We start from the raw sequence: 17823 nt of genomic DNA on the forward strand, positions 1-17823 counted from the left end.
TAACCATGTCTGCCACCTCACAAAAATGGTTGCTGCGCGCCGCGCCGTGGTTTTTACCCGTCGGTATTGTGGCTATCTGGCAGCTCGCGTCGTCCACCGGCTGGCTGTCGAGCCGCATTCTGCCCTCCCCGGAGGGCGTTATCGAAGCGTTCTGGTCGTTAAGCGTCAGCGGCGAGCTGTGGCAGCATCTGGCGATCAGCTCCTGGCGCGCGGTGATTGGTTTTTCCATCGGCGGCAGCATCGGCCTGGTGCTGGGGTTGATCAGCGGTCTGTCCCGCTGGGGTGAGCGGCTGCTGGATACGTCCATTCAGATGCTGCGCAACGTGCCGCATCTGGCGCTGATCCCGCTGGTGATTTTATGGTTTGGTATTGATGAGAGCGCCAAGATTTTCCTCGTGGCGCTGGGCACGCTGTTCCCGATTTACATCAACACCTGGCACGGCATCCGCAACATCGATCGCGGTCTGGTGGAGATGGCGCGCAGCTACGGCTTATCAGGTTTCGCGCTCTTTACCCATGTCATTCTGCCCGGCGCCCTGCCCTCCATTATGGTCGGGGTGCGTTTTGCGCTCGGCCTGATGTGGCTGACGCTGATTGTCGCGGAAACCATCTCTGCCAACTCCGGCATTGGCTATCTGGCGATGAACGCCCGCGAATTCCTGCAAACGGATGTGGTCGTGGTCGCCATCATCCTTTACGCCCTGCTCGGCAAACTCGCCGATGTCAGCGCCCAGTGGCTGGAACGCAGCTGGCTACGCTGGAATCCAGCCTATACCACTTCGGAGGCGAAAGCATGAATACAGCCCGACTGACTCAGGGTACCCCGCTGTTGCTCAGCGGTGTCACCAAACGCTACGGTGAAAACACCATTCTTAACGGACTGGATCTGCACATTCCCGCCGGGCAATTTGTGGCCGTTGTCGGCCGCAGCGGCGGCGGCAAGAGCACACTGTTGCGTCTTTTAGCGGGGCTGGAGTCCCCCAACGGCGGCGACATTCTGGCGGGCACGACGCCGCTGGCCAATATTCAGGACGATACCCGTATGATGTTCCAGGACGCGCGGCTGCTGCCGTGGAAAACGGTTATCGACAATGTCGGGCTCGGTCTTAAGGGCAACTGGCGGGATGAAGCCCGCCAGGCGCTGGCCGCCGTCGGGCTGGAACATCGTGCAAATGAATGGCCTGCGGCGCTGTCGGGTGGACAGAAGCAGCGTGTGGCGCTGGCGCGGGCGTTGATTCACCGTCCGGGCCTGCTGTTGCTCGATGAACCGCTGGGCGCGCTCGATGCCCTGACGCGAATCGACATGCAGGATTTGATTGCATCCCTCTGGCAGGCGCACGGCTTTACGGTGCTGCTGGTGACGCATGACGTGAGCGAAGCCGTCGCAATGGCCGACCGGGTGCTATTAATAGAAGACGGGAAAATTGGTCTGGATCTGACGGTAGACCTTCCACGCCCTCGTCGCGTCGGTTCCGCAAGACTGGCGGAGCTCGAAGCTGAAGTGCTGGATCGGGTGATGAAACGGGGGGGGAATGAGCGCGCATTGATCAAAGCTAATGCCTGATGCCCTCTCCCACGGGGAGAGGGAGGAAACCTATGTAGGCCCGGTAAGCGTAGCGCCACCGGGCTTTTACATCAGGCCAACGCTTTAGCAATCTTCTCGTACAGATCGCCTGACAGATTTTCCAGCCCTTTCAGTTGCTCAAGCGCGGCACGCATCTTCGCCTGACGCTTCTCGTCGTAACGTTTCAGACGGATCAGCGGCTCAATCAGACGTGACGCCACCTGCGGGTTACGGCTGTTCAGCTCAGTCAGCATTTCCACCATAAACTGATAACCGCTGCCATCTTCGGCGTGGAACGCCGCCGGGTTGCTGCTGGCAAACGCGCCAATCAGGGAACGCACGCGGTTGGGGTTGCTCATGGTAAAGGAGCGATGCTTCAGCAGGCTGCGAACGGTGCTGAGGGCATCGGCCGCCGGACTGGTCGCCTGCAGAATGAACCACTTGTCCATCACCAGACCATCCTGATGCCATTTGTCGTCGTACTCCTGCATCAGCGCATCACGGCAAGGCAGTTCAGCTGCAACGCTTGCCCCCAGCGCGGCCAGCGCGTCGGTCATGTTATCCGCGTCGTGATACTGCTTGCTCACCAGGGTGTTCGCCAGCCCGGTTTCACCAAACGCCAGATAGCGCAGGCAGGTGTTACGCAGAGAACGTTTACCGATATCCGCATGCTCCACGCGATACGCGTCAAGCTTATTGGCGTTGTAGACCGCCAGGAACTCATCGGCCAACTCGGTCGCCAGTGTGCGGGTCAGCGCTTCACGCACCGCCACGATGGCGATCGGGTCAATAATGTCAAACAGCTCCGCAATTTCCGTCGCGGACGGCAGAGTCAGGATTTCAGCCGCCAGTGCCGGATCAATCTTCTCGTCCAGCAGGATGGCGCGGAACGCGTCAGCCACATGAACCGGCAGCGTCAGCGGCTGGCCCTGCTGATAACGGTTCACGTTCAGCTTGATGTAGGTTGCCAGCAGGCTTTGTGCCGCATCCCAGCGGGAGAAGTCGTTGCGCGCGTGACGCATCAGGAACGTCAGTTGCTGATCGCTCCACTTGTACTCCAGCTTCACTGGCGCAGAGAATTCACACAGCAGCGCAGGTACCGGCTGGAAGTAGACGTTATCGAAGATAAAGGTCTGCTCGGCCTGGGTCACGTTCAACACGTGGTGCACCGGGTGGCCGCCCTTCTGCAATGGGATGACTTTGCCTTCGTTGTCGTACAGCTCAATACTGAACGGAATATGAAGTGGATATTTCTCTTCCTGCTCTGCCGTCGGCGGCGTGCGCTGACTGATGGTCAGCGTGTACTGCTCGGTTTCCGGATTGTAATCGTCTTTGACGGTCACAATTGGCGTACCGGCCTGGCTGTACCAGCGGCGGAAATGAGAGAGATCGACATTGGAGGCATCTTCCATCGCCTGCACAAAGTCGTCGCAGGTGGCCGCACTGCCGTCATGACGCTCAAAGTACAGCTGCATCCCTTTCTGGAAATTCTCCTCACCCAGCAGGGTGTGGATCATACGGATAATTTCCGCCCCTTTTTCATACACCGTCAGGGTGTAGAAGTTGTTCATCTCAATGACTTTATCCGGGCGGATCGGGTGCGCCATTGGGCTGGCATCTTCCGCAAACTGCAGGCCACGCATAGTGCGCACGTTGTTGATGCGGTTTACCGCACGAGACCCCAGATCGGAGCTGAACTCCTGGTCACGGAAGACGGTCAGGCCCTCTTTCAGGCTCAGCTGGAACCAGTCGCGGCAGGTGACGCGGTTACCGGTCCAGTTATGGAAATACTCGTGGCCGATGACGCGCTCGATATCAAGATAATCTTTATCGGTGGCGGTATCGGTGCGCGCCAGCACATATTTGGAGTTAAAGACGTTAAGGCCTTTGTTCTCCATTGCGCCCATGTTGAAGAAGTCGACGGCGACGATCATATAGATGTCGAGGTCGTATTCGAGGCCGAAGCGCTCTTCGTCCCACTTCATGGAGTTGATGAGCGAGGTCATCGCCCATGGGGCGCGGTCCAGGTTGCCGCGATCAACAAACAGCTCCAGCGCCACCTCGCGACCCGACCGTGTTTTGAAGGTGTCGCGCAGCACGTCGAAATCTCCCGCTACCAGCGCAAACAGGTAGCACGGTTTCGGGAACGGATCCTGCCACTGAACCCAGTGACGGCCATTTTCCAGCTCGCCTTCACCGACGCGGTTACCGTTGGAGAGCAGGAAGGGATAAAGCTTTTTATCGGCGATGATTTTGGTGGTGAAGCGCGCCAGGACGTCCGGGCGGTCCAGATACCAGGTAATGTGACGGAACCCTTCCGCTTCGCACTGGGTGCACAACGCCACGCCAGACTGATAAAGCCCTTCCAGCGCCGTGTTGGCGGCCGGGCTGATTTCATTCACGATGCGCAGCGTAAACTTTTCAGGCAGGTTGTCGATGACCAGCTGGTTGTTTTCTTCTTTATAGTCAGACCACGCTTCATCATTAATCTGCAGGGAGACCAGCGTCAGGTCTTCCCCGTCCAGACGCAGCGGCACGGCCGTTGCGCTGTGGCGCGTCACCTGGCTCACCGCCGTCACAACGGTTTTAGTGGCATCCAGGTCAAAAGTCAGATCGATATCGCTAATCAGGTAATCCGGCGCACGGTAGTCGTGGCGGTATTTGGCTTGTGGCTGTTGTGTCATAGAAAACCTTATGCATCGTTTGTCGAGTAACGTTTCAATATATTCCTGTTGTGTAAAACGCGCTATGCAGAATGTTCATCTTTTCAGGAACAAAACCCTTTTTTGCTACATTTATATAACACGGGGCACAAAATGCCCTCGACCCTTAAACGCGCTTATGTTGTGATCGGGGTTCAATAAATCACTAAACAAGGTATACTCCGGAGTTGTTTATTGTACTAAACGCTCCTGTGAGAGGATGCTACTGCGCACCTATGACTCAATTCGCTTCTCCTGTTCTGCATACGTTGCTGGATACCGACGCGTATAAACTGCATATGCAGCAAGCCGTTTTCCACCATTACTATGACGTTCATGTCGCGGCGGAATTCCGCTGCCGTGGCGACGACTTGCTCGGTATCTACGCAGACTCCATTCGTGAACAGGTCGATGCTATGCAGCATCTGACGCTGCAGGACGACGAATATCAGTGGCTTTCTGGCCTGCCTTTCTTCAAAACCGACTATCTGAACTGGCTGCGCGATTTCCGCTATAAGCCGGAGCAGGTGACCGTGGTTAACGATAATGGCAAGCTGGATATTCGCCTTGAAGGCCCGTGGCGGGAAGTGATCATGTGGGAAGTGCCGCTTCTGGCGGTTATCAGTGAGCTTGCCCACCGCTACCGTTCGCCGGAAACAGGCGTCGCCCAGGCGGTTGCCTCTCTGGAAAACAAACTGGCTGGCTTCGCCACGATGACTGAAGGGCTGGATATGTCCCGCTTCCGTCTGATGGACTTTGGCACCCGTCGCCGTTTCTCCCGCGACGTTCAGGAGGCGATTGTAAAACGTCTGCAGCAGGAGCCGTGGTTCGTGGGCACCAGCAACTACGACCTGGCCCGTCGTCTCGACCTGACGCCAATGGGAACCCAGGCGCACGAGTGGTTCCAGGCGCACCAGCAGATAAGCCCCGACCTGGCTAACAGCCAGCGTGCGGCACTGGCCGCGTGGCTTGAGGAGTACCCGAATCAACTCGGGATCGCCCTCACCGACTGTATTACGATGGATGCTTTCCTGCGCGACTTCGGTCCCGAGTTCGCCGAGCGTTACCAGGGGTTACGCCACGATTCCGGAGACCCGGTTGAATGGGGCGAGAAGGCGATTGCCCATTACGAAAAGCTGGGCATTGACCCGATGAGCAAAGTGCTGGTCTTCTCCGATAACCTCGATCTTGCGAAAGCCGTTGAGCTCTACCGTCATTTCAACGCCAGAGTGAACCTGAGCTTTGGGATTGGTACCCGTTTGACCTGCGACATTCCCCAGGTGAAACCGCTGAATATCGTCATAAAACTGGTGGAATGTAACGGCAAGCCGGTGGCAAAGCTCTCCGACAGCCCGGGCAAAACCATCTGTCATGACAAAGCGTTTGTTCGCGCGTTACGCGAAGCGTTCGATCTCCCCCAGGTTAAAAAAGCCAGTTAAGCGCTCACGGGAGCCTTAACTGGCTCCCCTCTTCTTATTTATTTCTTAAATCTTCTCTTTTGACTGCGAAATTTACTTGTCTGATAGCGGATGGCAGGTAACATAGATATCCCCCATAAGGGTGGACAAGTGTTTATTTTTTCCGACTATTAACAGAGAGAATATTATGAGCGTTGTGCCTGTAGCCGACGTACTCCAGGGCCGTGTCGCCGTTGACGCCGAAGTCACCGTGCGCGGATGGGTGCGTACCCGCCGAGATTCTAAAGCTGGCATCTCCTTCCTTGCCGTCTATGACGGTTCCTGCTTTGATCCTGTACAGGCCGTCATTAATAATTCTCTGCCCAATTACAATGATGACGTTCTGCGCCTGACAACTGGTTGTTCCGTAATTGTGACCGGCGTTGTGGTGGCATCACCGGGTCAGGGCCAGAGTTTTGAAATTCAGGCCACGTCCATTGAGGTGACCGGCTGGGTTGAAGATCCGGACACCTATCCGATGGCGGCAAAACGTCACAGCATTGAGTACCTGCGTGAAGTCGCGCACCTGCGTCCGCGCACCAACCTGATTGGTGCGGTGGCCCGCGTGCGTCACACGCTGGCGCAGGCGCTGCATCGTTTCTTCGATGAGCAGGGTTACTTCTGGGTTTCGACTCCGCTGATCACTGCGTCTGATACAGAAGGTGCAGGTGAAATGTTCCGCGTCTCTACGCTGGATCTCGAAAACCTGCCGCGCACGCCAGAAGGCAAAGTGGACTACGACAAAGACTTCTTTGGTAAAGAAGCCTTCCTGACGGTCTCTGGCCAGCTCAACGGCGAAACGTACGCCTGTGCGCTGTCCAAAATCTACACCTTCGGCCCAACCTTCCGCGCCGAAAACTCCAACACCAGCCGTCACCTGGCGGAATTCTGGATGCTGGAGCCGGAAGTGGCGTTCGCTAACCTGGACGATGTCGCAGGTCTGGCAGAAGCGATGCTGAAGTATGTCTTCAAAGCGGTGCTGGAAGAGCGTCCGGACGACATGAAATTCTTCGCTGAGCGCGTAGACAGCGATGCGGTGGCTCGTCTGGAGCGTTTCGTCTCCGCTGATTTTGCACAGGTAGACTATACCGACGCGGTGGCAATCCTCGAGAAGTGCGGTGAGAAGTTCGAAAACCCGGTTTACTGGGGCGTTGACCTGGCGTCTGAGCACGAACGCTATCTGGCTGAGAAACACTTCAAGGCTCCGGTTGTTGTTAAAAACTACCCGAAAGACATTAAGGCTTTCTATATGCGCCTTAACGAAGACGGTAAAACCGTGGCAGCGATGGACGTGCTGGCGCCGGGCATCGGTGAAATTATCGGTGGTTCGCAGCGTGAAGAGCGTCTGGACGTGCTGGACGCGCGCATGGAAGAGATGGGTCTCAACCCTGCAGACTACAGCTGGTACCGCGATCTGCGCCGCTACGGCACTGTACCGCATGCCGGTTTTGGTCTGGGCTTCGAGCGTCTCATCGCTTACGTGACCGGTGTTCAGAACGTTCGTGACGTGATTCCGTTCCCACGTACTCCGCGTAATGCCAGCTTCTAATCGGTAAAACAGAAAATGGCCAGCTCATGCTGGCCATTATTTTATTCTGCATTGTCAGTTTTCGTCAGCGTAAAGTCAGCATCTTTAAACCTTCTCCCCGTCACAACCACTACCTGTTACGTTTTGTTTCCGTGAAATATCCAGCCACAAAAAATAAACCCCATTCTTATTGCGATTAATACATCCTCAAGCAATAGCACAAATTTCAACCACTTTTTAAGCCATCCAGACGTCTTTACTGCGCCATAAGAAAAAGTGAGTCGTTTAAGGTCTGTTTATATGAAATGCCTTTATCCAAATTAATCATAAGGAATTCATATATATAGGAAACGCCCTGTTGTTTAATTCGCCAGCGAGTTCTGAAGTTTGAGATGGTTCACAAAGTTCCGAAAAATACATATTTAGTTACACATATTTTCTTGTTGTTACTTAATCTTGAGATTTGTAGCACTTTGAGGCTAGCGAAACGCTTCGGTGAATGGAAAGATGCCTGTCAGATACATAAAGACACCAAACTCTCATCAATAGTTCCGGAAATATTTATTGACAGAATTTATTGACGGCAGTGGCGAGTGTCATAAAAAAACCAATGAGGGTAATAAATAATGATGAAGCGCAATATTCTGGCAGTGGTAATCCCTGCCCTGCTGGTAGCCGGTGCAGCTAACGCTGCAGAAATCTATAACAAAAACGGCAACAAACTGGATCTGTACGGGAAAGTGGTTGGTGAGCACGACTTCGTAACTTCAGGTGACAACACTGACAGCAGCGACGCAACCTATGCTCAGATCGGTTTCAAAGGCGAAACTCAAATTAATGACCAGCTGACCGGTTACGGTCAGTGGGAATACCGTGCGCTGGCAAGCCAGGCTGAAAGCAACCAGACTCAGCGTACCCGTCTGGCGTTCGCTGGTCTGAAAGCCGGTGATGCGGGCTCCATCGATTACGGCCGTAACTACGGTATCGTATACGATGTAGAATCCTATACCGATATGGCCCCATCCTTCTCTGGTATGACCTGGGCTAACTACTCTGATAACTTCATGACTGGCCGTAACTCTGGTCTGCTGACCTACCGCAACTCTGACTTCTTCGGTCTGGTTGACGGTCTGAGCCTGGGCCTGCAGTATCAGGGTAAAAACGAGCGTACCGACGTGAGAACGGCTAACGGTGACGGCTTCGGTACCTCTCTGGGCTATGAATTCGGCGAAGGTTTCGGCCTGATCGGTGCTTACAGCAACTCTGACCGTACTAATGCGCAGAGCGCAGACGGCAAAGGCGAGAAAGCTGAAGCATGGGCAGTTGGCGCGAAATACGACGCGAACAACATCTACCTGGCGACCACCTATGCTGAAACCCGCAACATGACCCGTGAAGCTGACGGTTCATTCGCGAACAAAACTCAGAACTTCGAAGTGATCGCTCAGTACCAGTTCGACTTCGGTCTGCGTCCGTCCGTGTCCTACGTTCAGTCTAAAGGTAAAAACCTGGCACAGCGTGGCACCTTCTCTGGCGGCGATGCTGACCTGCAGAAATTCGTTGAACTGGGTGCGACTTACTACTTCAACAAAAACTTCAACATCTATGTTGACTACCAGCTGAACCTGATCGACGACACCGACTACTCTCGTAACGTCGGCATCGTGAACGGTAAAGACGACCAGGTTGCAATGGCTGTGACCTACCAGTTCTAATCAGAACACCACTATGTTATATGCTTAATGAACAGGGCTTCGGCCCTGTTTTTTTATGCCCGACAGAAAATAATAGCGACTTTTGAAAAGCCGCACGCTTTTCGTCGCAAACGGTTGGCATTTTGTAAATCTACCGTTAACCTGATAGCGGATTTCACTTCTGTAATCACAATGGAACTTCGTCATGTTTGAGAACATTACCGCCGCTCCTGCCGACCCGATTCTGGGCCTGGCCGATCTGTTTCGTGCCGACGACCGCCCTGGCAAAATCAACCTGGGTATTGGTGTATATAAAGATGAAACCGGCAAAACTCCGGTACTGACCAGCGTCAAGAAAGCTGAGCAGTATCTGCTGGAAAATGAAACCACCAAAAACTACCTCGGTATTGATGGTATCCCTGAATTTGGTCGCTGCACCCAGGAGCTGCTGTTCGGTAAAGGCAGCGCAATTGTAAGTGACAAACGTGCCCGTACAGCACAAACCCCTGGCGGTACCGGTGCTCTGCGCGTGGCGGCGGATTTCCTTGCGAAAAACACCTCTGTTAAGCGCGTCTGGGTGAGCAACCCAAGCTGGCCAAACCACAAGAGCGTCTTCAACTCTGCGGGTCTCGAAGTGCGCGAATATGCTTACTATGATGCGGCAAACCACTCTCTTGACTTTGACGGCCTGCTGGCAAGCCTGAGCGACGCGCAGGCAGGCGACGTGGTGCTGTTCCACGGCTGCTGCCACAACCCAACCGGCATCGATCCAACGCTTGAGCAGTGGGAACAGCTGGCTAAGCTTTCTGTTGAGAAAGGCTGGCTGCCGCTGTTTGACTTTGCCTACCAGGGCTTCGCCCGTGGTCTGGAAGAAGACGCCGAAGGTCTGCGCGCGTTCGCAGCCGTCCATCAGGAACTGATTGTCGCAAGCTCCTACTCCAAGAATTTCGGTCTCTATAATGAGCGTGTAGGTGCCTGTACGCTGGTTGCGGCGAACGAAGAGACTGCCGATCGTGCATTCAGCCAGATGAAGTCAGTTATCCGTGCGAACTACTCTAACCCACCAGCACACGGTGCCTCTGTTGTTGCCACTATTCTGAGCAACGATGCGCTGCGCGCTATCTGGGAACAAGAGCTGAACGATATGCGTCAGCGTATCCAGCGCATGCGTCTGCTGTTTGTGAACACGCTGGCGGAGAAAGGTGCTGACCGCGACTTCAGCTTTATCACCAAACAGAACGGTATGTTCTCTTTCAGCGGCCTGACCAAAGAGCAGGTTCTGCGTCTGCGTGAAGAGTTTGGCGTGTACGCCGTGGCGTCTGGCCGCGTGAACGTTGCGGGTATGACACCTGACAACATGGCGCCACTGTGCGAAGCGATTGTCGCCGTACTGTAAAATGCGCCCATAAAAAAGCCTGCGTTATGCAGGCTTTTTTTATTTCGGGTTACCAGACAGGCATTTCATCCTGAAGGAACGGGTTGTGGAGCCGTTCATAGCCCAGCGTCGACATCGGGCCGTGTCCAGGGATAAACGTCACGTCATCACCCAGCGGCAACAACTTCTGTTTAATCGACTGAATCAACTGCCCGTGATCGCCGCGCGGAAAATCGCTGCGTCCTACGCCACCTTTGAAAATCACGTCGCCGGAAATCAGCAGACGGGACTGGTCATCAAAGAAGACAATATGGCCTGGCGTATGCCCAGGACAATGCAACACCTGTAAAGTCACATTCCCTACGTTAACGCGCTCTCCTTCGTTTAGCCAGCGATCGGGCGTCAGAGGCTGACACTCATCAAGGCCAAACATGCGGCTTTGGGCAGGTAACCCCTGCAGCCAGAACTCATCTTCTTTTTCCGGACCAATCACCGGCACACCATAATGTTGTGCCAGCTCCGCCGCTGCGCCAACATGATCAAGGTGACCATGCGTCAGCAAAATTTGCATCGGCGTCACACCGCTGTCGGCGACTTCCTGCTTGATTTTCTCAGCGTCGCCGCCGGGATCGACAAGCGCGGCCAGTTTAGTTTGTTCGCACCAGATAAGTGAACAATTCTGGGAGAACGCGGTAACCGGAATAATACGATAGTTCATACTGCTCCTGTGTTTCGTTATTACCAGTGCCGGACCGGACCGGTATCAATATGCACAAAGTTGCTGCTGGGGTAATATCCTACACCACCTGCGCGCATAGATAACGCAGCTTTGCGAATATTGGCTAACGAAACGCCCTCAATATGGAAATCCATTGCCTGTCCCTTCGTGTGGTAGCTTTTTTTCGCTACCCCGCGACTGTGGGCGCGCAGCTCATTATTGGTATCAATGGAACGATAACCCGAAATAAGCTGCACCGGCTTGCTGGTACCCAGCAGGCCCTGAAGGCGGAAAAGCTGGTCAAACAGTCCTGGATCGATGGCTTTTACTTTATTCGCGCGGAAATCACGGAAAAAATGGTTAAGTCTTGCTAATTCATCCTGAATATAGCCTCTGCCATCGAAGAACTCCGCTTTTAGCGACTCACCGGTGTGAAGATTGTTGAGCGTTAAAACTCGCGGACGAGGTGTCGAGAGGGTGGCAAATGCTGGCGTCGGCAAGATGGCCGCTGCGCCAAGCGCAACACCACCTAACGCCAGCAGTTTGCGGCGATTAGCGTCAAATTTGTCCATGATAATCAGATCTACAGGTCAAAGAAATCGTAATATGCTTAGCGCACGAAGGGCACCATAACTGGCAAAACCGGGTACGTCAAGGCGCCCAACCCCAGTGAACACGCGGCTTACAGCGATATCGCCCCGTGTTCACCATAACTTACGACAATCATTTTTCCCGAACTGCTTCATTTACCTGATTAATTGTTCCGCTTTTGGCAAAATTTGTGCACCGGATCGCGCGGTGAGATCATAATTGTAAATATCTGTACGGTACTGGGTACGCCCGTCTTCACCAACAAACGCCGTCAGGTAGTAGAGATTGACCGGAATATTGTGTCGGATATTCACGTAACGCGTATCCCCCTGTTTCAGGGCATCCGAAATACGGGTGTCGTTCCAACCCGCATCCTGCAGCAGCATATTGGCCAGCTCCGAGGCTTTGTTCACGCGTACACAGCCAGAACTTAGCGCACGGGTCTCTTTCTGGAACAGTTTGTGATTCGGAGTATCATGCAGATAGATCGCTTCTGAACTCGGCATATTGAATTTGTAGCGCCCCAGCGAGTTATGCGCGCCGGGAGCCTGCTGGAAACGGAACGGCAGATTCGACGGCGTGATCGTCGACCAGTCGACCATATAAGGATCAATCGCTTCTTTGCTGTTCCAGCCGCGCATCACCGTATAGCCATGACGTTCCAGATAACCCGGATCGTTCCACACCTTCGGCAGAATGTCTTTACGCGCCAGCGTCGGCGGCACATTCCACGGCGGGTTGACCACCACGTTATTCAGCGCGCTGCTCATCAGCGGTGTTTTGCGATCCGGCCGCCCAACAATGACGCGCGACGCCAATACTTCGCTTCCGTTCTGGTAATAGACCAGCGAATACGCCGGAATGTTAACCATTATCCCGGTGGAGAGCGTGCCCGGCAGCAAGCGCAATCGCTGGATATTCAGCGCCAGCACCCCGGCGCGTTGCGCAGGTGAAACGTTCAGCCAGTCACGCGTTGATTTGCCGATTACACCATCCGCGCCCAGCCCCTGAGCCGCCTGGAATTGTTTAACTGCCGCAACCAGTTCCCGATCGTAAGCCGCGGGCTTATCACTCAACGTCTTCTCTTTTACGGAGGCTGACGGGCTAACCACCGCGTCTTGCGCCTCATCGCCTGGAAGGGCTATCTTCGGTCCGCTTTCCAGCAGGCCGGAGCGTTTCAGAATTTCACGCAGGGCGGGAACATCGCTGCTCCATTGTCCCGGACGCAGCGTCGCGGTACCGCGCATTTGCGGCCACGGGCGGGAATCCGCCACCAGCGTAAGCAGCGACTGATGCATCGTGGCATATTGCGGATGCGCCGGTGCGAGGCTGGCAATAAACTGCGGCAACTGGCCGTTGTCCAGGGCCAGTTGCCACTGATTAATCACTGACAGGGCTGGCGTCGCCAGCTTATAAGGCTTATCACTGTACAACCAGCGGTTGCCGTTGACCGGAATACCTGCCACAAACTGCAGGTAGCCCATCATGGCGTCAGACAACACCACATCCCGTGCCTGACCGGTAACCGCCGGGTCGGTTAACAGTTCCACCCACTGCGTAAACTGAGGCTGGAAACCTGCTATCGCCACTTCCGCCAGCTGTTGCTGGAAGGCACGCACGGCATCCCGGTTTTCCCACATGGGTTTCATATCGCGCGCAGCATACAGCAGCGTAAGCTGGTTAATATAGACAGGTGTGTATCCGGCAGGAAGCCCGGAGCGCAGCTGCTGACTAAGAGACGCTGCGTCGATACCTTCCGGTAACGGTCTGATGCCAGCCATAATAGCCGTCGCCGGAGATTGATCCAGCGGTTGCGACAGCGACGTCGGCTGTGCGCCGGTCGTGGCGGAGCTGTCAGTCGGCACGATTTCAGGCTCATCGGCCTGAGCGGTTAACAGTGGAGCAAACATCACTGTCAGGCACAAACCGAGTGCTGACAGCTGACGACCACATTTATTCTTTAGCAACATCCCTTGCCCCCTGTTTTCTCACGACATGCCCATCACTCTGGGGCTTTTCTTCATTATAGAAAGGCTTAAACAGTGTTGCCTTACCTTATGTAAAGAAGCTTAAAGATAACGCAGCGGAAGAAAGAAGTTAAGTGATAAGAGAAAACCCCCGCAGCAGGAAAGCTGCGGGGGAAGACATTACTCTACGGTTAAGAGAGTATTGATGTGATAACTTAATAGCCGGGTCCGGGTATTGTAGTCCTGCCCCTCAAACGTTATCACGCCCTGATAACTCCCCTCAGGTAACGACGGATTGTCGCTTGCGTAATAATCCAGTTGCGGTTTATTACGTGAAGTTTCGCAGACAACTGCGTTGTTAAACGGAACAGTGACACATCCCTCTGTCTGTCTGACACCTTTAAATACCACACGATAAACTACACCGTTCTCATCTTTCATCGGCACGGTCAAGGTCGTGGCTGGCTGATTTGAACGTCCGCTTACATATAAAGATGTTGGGCCATCCGTATCACCTGTGGCAATAAATCCGACCGAGATATAATCCGTAATAACGTCACCTTTATAGCGTCCTGATGCCCCTGTGATATTCCAGTCATAAGAGACAACATCAAAGAAAGTCACACTGCTGTCTTTCAGCGTGGTACCGCCTGCCGTAGCCGTTACCGTCACCGCCCCCCGGGTTCCGCCTTTCAGGGTGATGCTTGTTTTACCGGAACTGTCAGTCGTGCTTTCCGTTGCAGACAATGTATTCATAGTGGTTGTCCAGGTGACAATTCCCCCCTGTACCGGGTTACCATTAGCATCATTTACTACTGCGGTATAGGTAACCCCAGTCCCGTTTATCATCACACGGGTGGAAGACGGCGTCAGAGAGACCAGCGCTGCTGTTTTAACATCCCCGATAAATGTCACCGCACCGTCGGTTTTCTTACCGCCGGGATTCATCGCGGGCGTTGCCGTCACCTTCACCGTGCCCGCTTTCACTGAGGTTCCCGCAGTGGTCGCCGTGCCATTTACATCTGTATTGCTGCTGGCTGGCGCAAGCGTCACGCCGTCCTGAGAGCTGCTCCAGTTCAGGGGGGCCCCCGTCAGTACATTATCGTTCGCATCCGTCACCGTGGCTGTCCAGACGATCGCATCGGCACCGTCAGCCACCGCCTGCGTTTTATCTGCCTGGATGTCGGTGACCTTCGCCGTCGCCTGGTTACCCATGACCTGCAGCGTCTGCTCCTTATGACTGGTTCCAGTGGTGGCCGTTACGTCGATACTGCCCGCCTTCAGGATGGTAAAGGTGACAACCGCCTGACCCAGCGTATCCGTCACAGACGAGTTGGCGCTAAAGTTGCTGCTGGATTCACTGCTGCTCCAGTTCACCGTCGCGCCGGCCACCGGATGATTGTGCGCATCTCTGATCTGCGCCGTCAGCGTCACGGTATCTTTCCCGGCAACAATATCCGTCAGTTTGTCTGCCGTCAGGTCTCTAACCTGCGCCGTGCCGCTGTCCGCCGTAAAGCTCAGATCGGCAAGTGACTTAGTGGTCCCGTTAGAATCCGCTATCACGGTATATTTCGCCACCTCCTCTGAAGTGAGTTGAACCTGCGCTACGCCGCGGGCATCCGTTTTACTGCGATTGACCGACAATTTCCCTGTGGCGGGTGACACCTGCCAGTTCACATCCGAATCGGCCAGCAGGTTACCGTTTTTATCGGTAACCGTAGCGCTGACGATAATGGCATCCGAACCGTTGGCCAGTGCAGAAGGTTTATCGCGGGTCATGGAGGTGACATGCGCTGTCGCAGCGTCCGCCATGAAGGTCACCTTATCCGCCGCCTTCGGCGTCGCCTCGCTGGTCTGTGCCGTTACCACCACATCGCCCGCCTTAACGGAGGTTATCGTAATCTGCGACGTGCCGTCTGAGGCGCTGAGGGTCTGTGCGGCACTGAGCTTCACCTCGCGGTTATCCGCCGACCAGTTCACCGTCGCGCCCGCGATCGCGTTCCCTTTCGCATCTGTCACCGTGGCTTGATAGGTGATGCTGTCCGTGCCGTTTGCCAGCGCCTGCTTTTTATCAGTGATAATCTGGCTGATCACGGCCGAGTGGATATCCGCCACAAAGGTGATCGGGTTCGTTTCCTGCGTGGTCCCGTTGACTTCTGCATTCACCGTAATGGTGCCGGTTTTTGGCGATGTCAGGGACAACACCGCATTACCGCTGCTGTCAGTGGTCGATGTTTTTGTGGTAACCGGGGTATCGTCCATTTTCTGCACCGTCCAGTTCACCGTCACGCCGGAGAGCGGGTGGCTGTAGCCATCCGTGACCTGTGCCGTTACCGTGTTCGTGTCAGCATTATTCGCCACTACCCTGTCTTTTTCACTGTCAACCGCCACCACTTTTGCCGAGGACATATCAGCGGTGAACGTCATTGATGATGAACTGAGGGCATTGCCGCCCTGTAATTGCGCCGTCACCACCGTGGTGATGACATCCTTACTGGACACCTGGATTTGCGCGGCGCCGGACTCATCTGTGCTGGTCTGAGAAGCAGACAGTACCGCCTGAGCACTGTCGGCAGACCAGTTCACCACGGCGTCTTTCAGCACCTTGCCGTACTGATCTGTCACGTGTGCCGTCAGGGTGATGGGCGCGTTGCCGCTCGCCAGCGCGCTGTTTGCGGAGGTTTCGAGCGTTGCCAGCTGCGGTAAAACGACCGTCGCCTCTTCAATCAGCTTCGCGGTAGCCAGTGTTATGGCGCCATCAATTAGCGGTTGAATGGTCAGGGTGTCCGGCGTAGTGCCGCTGGTCAGTGTGGCCGAATAAATGCCTCTGCCGGATTCCGTAAAGGTCCCTATCGTCGGCGCCTTCCCGGTCGTTGCCTCCACGGCTTTCGCGGCAGCGGTGACCGATGAGGTCAGCGTGGCCGTCAGCCGTGAAGCCAGGCCCGTTGCAGCTTCTCCCGCGCTGGTTTTAAGCGTTACGCTCACCACGGCAGGGCTTTTCCCGTCTGCCGGCACCTTCACCGGCGAAATGGTCGTTGTGGACTGCAACGTACTGATATCAATGCCGTTCACCGTGACGCTCATCTTCTCCGGCGACGAGGCATTGCCCTTTTTATCCCACGCGGTGGCGCTCAGGGTGTAGCTGTTACTGCCACTGCCCAGCCAGGCTGGCAGCGTCATGATAACCTGTTCCGGGCTGCTGCCCGCTGTGATTTTCCCGCCGTGGCTGAAGAAGCTGTCACCCTGCCATTCAATGCGGTCGAGACCGTGCTTCGCTTTCACTTTTGCCGTCATGACCTGCTTTGACTGCTCCGCCCCTTCCAGTTTCGCTGGCAGTGAGAGGGAAATCAGCTCCTGCTTGCGGTACTCCAGCACGATGTTGTTGTTGCGATCGACCAGATCCATTCGGCCCCCCTGCAAGGTGCGGCGCAGTGCCACCTGCGACGGGTCGAACTGAGCACTCAGGGGCACACCCGGTGTCCAGGTCAGGGCCAGATTCACCTGGGTGTCATTTCCACCGCTCTTGCCCATCTTCTGGTTAAGCCCCATCGTCACCAGCGGTACCGGGGTGTAGTTCACGCCAAGCGTGACGGCATACGGATCTTTTTGTCTGTCGTCTTCGTCATCGCCAGACAGCCCGACGCTGTGACCAAAATATTGTTCGTACATAATATTCGCACCCAACTGCGGATATGCCGGTAAATAACCGGTGGCACGAATATCAAATCCGTTTGCAGCACGCTCGTCGTAATCGTCATAGCGGGAAGAGGAGATCCAGTCGCTCAGACGGAAATAACCGTTCGCGGACAGTTTCAGGTAATCCCATCCCAGTTCGGTACCAACACCAAGACGCTGATGCTGATTACCGGAAACCTGCCGGTCGTAGAAAATATTGGTTCCCCACATCCATTCCTCGTTAAAATGGCGATAGCCAAAACCGCCATTGATACTATTACGGTCATCGTGACGACGACCACCCAGTTGGGTGAAAAGCAGATTTTCTTTTTCGTTATATATCGGAACCAGTAAATCCAGTTCGGAATCATTAAGCGTGAAATGTTCGTCAGTACTGATATTCACCCGGGCGGTACCAAACTGGCTCAACCACGCCTGCACGCTGGAGGCCGCTTTGCCGGTAGCGGCGTTGACCACTGTGTTGCCCAGCGCGTCGGAGGCGTTGTCACTGCTGAGCAGAGAACCAGCCTGCACTGCAGCCTGCGCGACGTT

At 54.9% G+C, this 17823-nt stretch carries 11 protein-coding genes; 6 read left to right on the forward strand and 5 right to left on the reverse strand.

Annotated features, from left to right (window positions below):
- The first annotated feature begins 5 nt into the window (after positions 1-5).
- Both ssuC and ssuB read left to right on the forward strand, forming a co-directional pair.
- Positions 6-797, forward strand: coding sequence for an aliphatic sulfonate ABC transporter permease SsuC (ssuC, locus tag EKN83_RS03750; RefSeq protein WP_025755990.1), 792 nt, complete (start codon positions 6-8; stop codon positions 795-797).
- Positions 794-1564 (forward strand): aliphatic sulfonates ABC transporter ATP-binding protein, encoded by a 771-nt coding sequence (ssuB, locus tag EKN83_RS03755; protein WP_126800362.1) that lies wholly within the window; start codon positions 794-796, stop codon positions 1562-1564. Before ssuC ends, ssuB begins: the two co-directional genes overlap by 4 nt.
- 71 nt (positions 1565-1635) lie before the next feature.
- Here the strand turns inward: ssuB and pepN are convergent, their stop codons facing one another.
- Positions 1636-4248 carry an aminopeptidase N gene (gene pepN / locus EKN83_RS03760; protein ID WP_094918159.1) on the reverse strand — a complete coding sequence of 871 codons (2613 nt, stop codon included), beginning with the start codon at positions 4246-4248 and terminating at the stop codon, positions 1636-1638.
- A gap of 254 nt (positions 4249-4502) precedes the next feature.
- Between pepN and pncB the strand changes: the two genes are divergently transcribed.
- The 4 genes from pncB (at position 4503) to EKN83_RS03780 (ending at position 10341) form a co-directional block, all read left to right on the forward strand.
- Positions 4503-5705 (forward strand): nicotinate phosphoribosyltransferase, encoded by a 1203-nt coding sequence (gene pncB / locus EKN83_RS03765; RefSeq protein WP_025755993.1) that lies wholly within the window; start codon positions 4503-4505, stop codon positions 5703-5705.
- 166 nt (positions 5706-5871) lie between these two features.
- Entirely contained in the window at positions 5872-7272 is a 1401-nt protein-coding gene (asnS, locus tag EKN83_RS03770; RefSeq protein ID WP_025755994.1) for an asparagine--tRNA ligase, read from the forward strand.
- Positions 7273-7877: 605 nt separating this feature from the next.
- Positions 7878-8966, forward strand: coding sequence for a porin (locus EKN83_RS03775; RefSeq protein ID WP_047958165.1), 1089 nt, complete (start codon positions 7878-7880; stop codon positions 8964-8966).
- 184 nt (positions 8967-9150) lie between these two features.
- Entirely contained in the window at positions 9151-10341 is a 1191-nt protein-coding gene (locus EKN83_RS03780) for an amino acid aminotransferase (protein ID WP_025755995.1), read from the forward strand.
- A 49-nt stretch (positions 10342-10390) separates the two neighbouring features.
- Here the strand turns inward: EKN83_RS03780 and EKN83_RS03785 are convergent, their stop codons facing one another.
- The 4 genes from EKN83_RS03785 to EKN83_RS03800 form a co-directional block, all read right to left on the reverse strand.
- Positions 10391-11038, reverse strand: coding sequence for an MBL fold metallo-hydrolase (locus EKN83_RS03785; RefSeq protein ID WP_126800363.1), 648 nt, complete (start codon positions 11036-11038; stop codon positions 10391-10393).
- A 20-nt stretch (positions 11039-11058) separates the two neighbouring features.
- Positions 11059-11610, reverse strand: coding sequence for a YcbK family protein (locus EKN83_RS03790; RefSeq protein WP_025755997.1), 552 nt, complete (start codon positions 11608-11610; stop codon positions 11059-11061).
- A 174-nt stretch (positions 11611-11784) separates the two neighbouring features.
- Positions 11785-13599, reverse strand: coding sequence for a L,D-transpeptidase (gene ldtD / locus EKN83_RS03795; protein WP_126800364.1), 1815 nt, complete (start codon positions 13597-13599; stop codon positions 11785-11787).
- A 177-nt stretch (positions 13600-13776) separates the two neighbouring features.
- On the reverse strand, positions 13777-17805 hold the full coding sequence (locus EKN83_RS03800) for an Ig-like domain-containing protein (protein WP_260591127.1): 4029 nt from the start codon (positions 17803-17805) through the stop codon (positions 13777-13779).
- Between the last annotated feature and the right edge of the window lie 18 nt (positions 17806-17823).

The organism is Enterobacter sp. WCHEn090032, from assembly GCF_003986875.1.
Classification (GTDB): Bacteria; Pseudomonadota; Gammaproteobacteria; order Enterobacterales; family Enterobacteriaceae; genus Enterobacter; species Enterobacter sichuanensis.

Excerpts from the sequence above, each read along its gene's own strand:
- ssuC (WP_025755990.1), top strand. The coding sequence starts at position 6 with ATGTCTGCCACCTCACAAAAATGGTTGCTGCGCGCCGCGCCGTGGTTT.
- ssuB (WP_126800362.1), top strand. The coding sequence starts at position 794 with ATGAATACAGCCCGACTGACTCAGGGTACCCCGCTGTTGCTCAGCGGT.
- pepN (WP_094918159.1), bottom strand. The coding sequence starts at position 4,248 with ATGACACAACAGCCACAAGCCAAATACCGCCACGACTACCGTGCGCCG.
- pncB (WP_025755993.1), top strand. The coding sequence starts at position 4,503 with ATGACTCAATTCGCTTCTCCTGTTCTGCATACGTTGCTGGATACCGAC.
- asnS (WP_025755994.1), top strand. The coding sequence starts at position 5,872 with ATGAGCGTTGTGCCTGTAGCCGACGTACTCCAGGGCCGTGTCGCCGTT.
- EKN83_RS03775 (WP_047958165.1), top strand. The coding sequence starts at position 7,878 with ATGATGAAGCGCAATATTCTGGCAGTGGTAATCCCTGCCCTGCTGGTA.
- EKN83_RS03780 (WP_025755995.1), top strand. The coding sequence starts at position 9,151 with ATGTTTGAGAACATTACCGCCGCTCCTGCCGACCCGATTCTGGGCCTG.
- EKN83_RS03785 (WP_126800363.1), bottom strand. The coding sequence starts at position 11,038 with ATGAACTATCGTATTATTCCGGTTACCGCGTTCTCCCAGAATTGTTCA.
- EKN83_RS03790 (WP_025755997.1), bottom strand. The coding sequence starts at position 11,610 with ATGGACAAATTTGACGCTAATCGCCGCAAACTGCTGGCGTTAGGTGGT.
- ldtD (WP_126800364.1), bottom strand. The coding sequence starts at position 13,599 with ATGTTGCTAAAGAATAAATGTGGTCGTCAGCTGTCAGCACTCGGTTTG.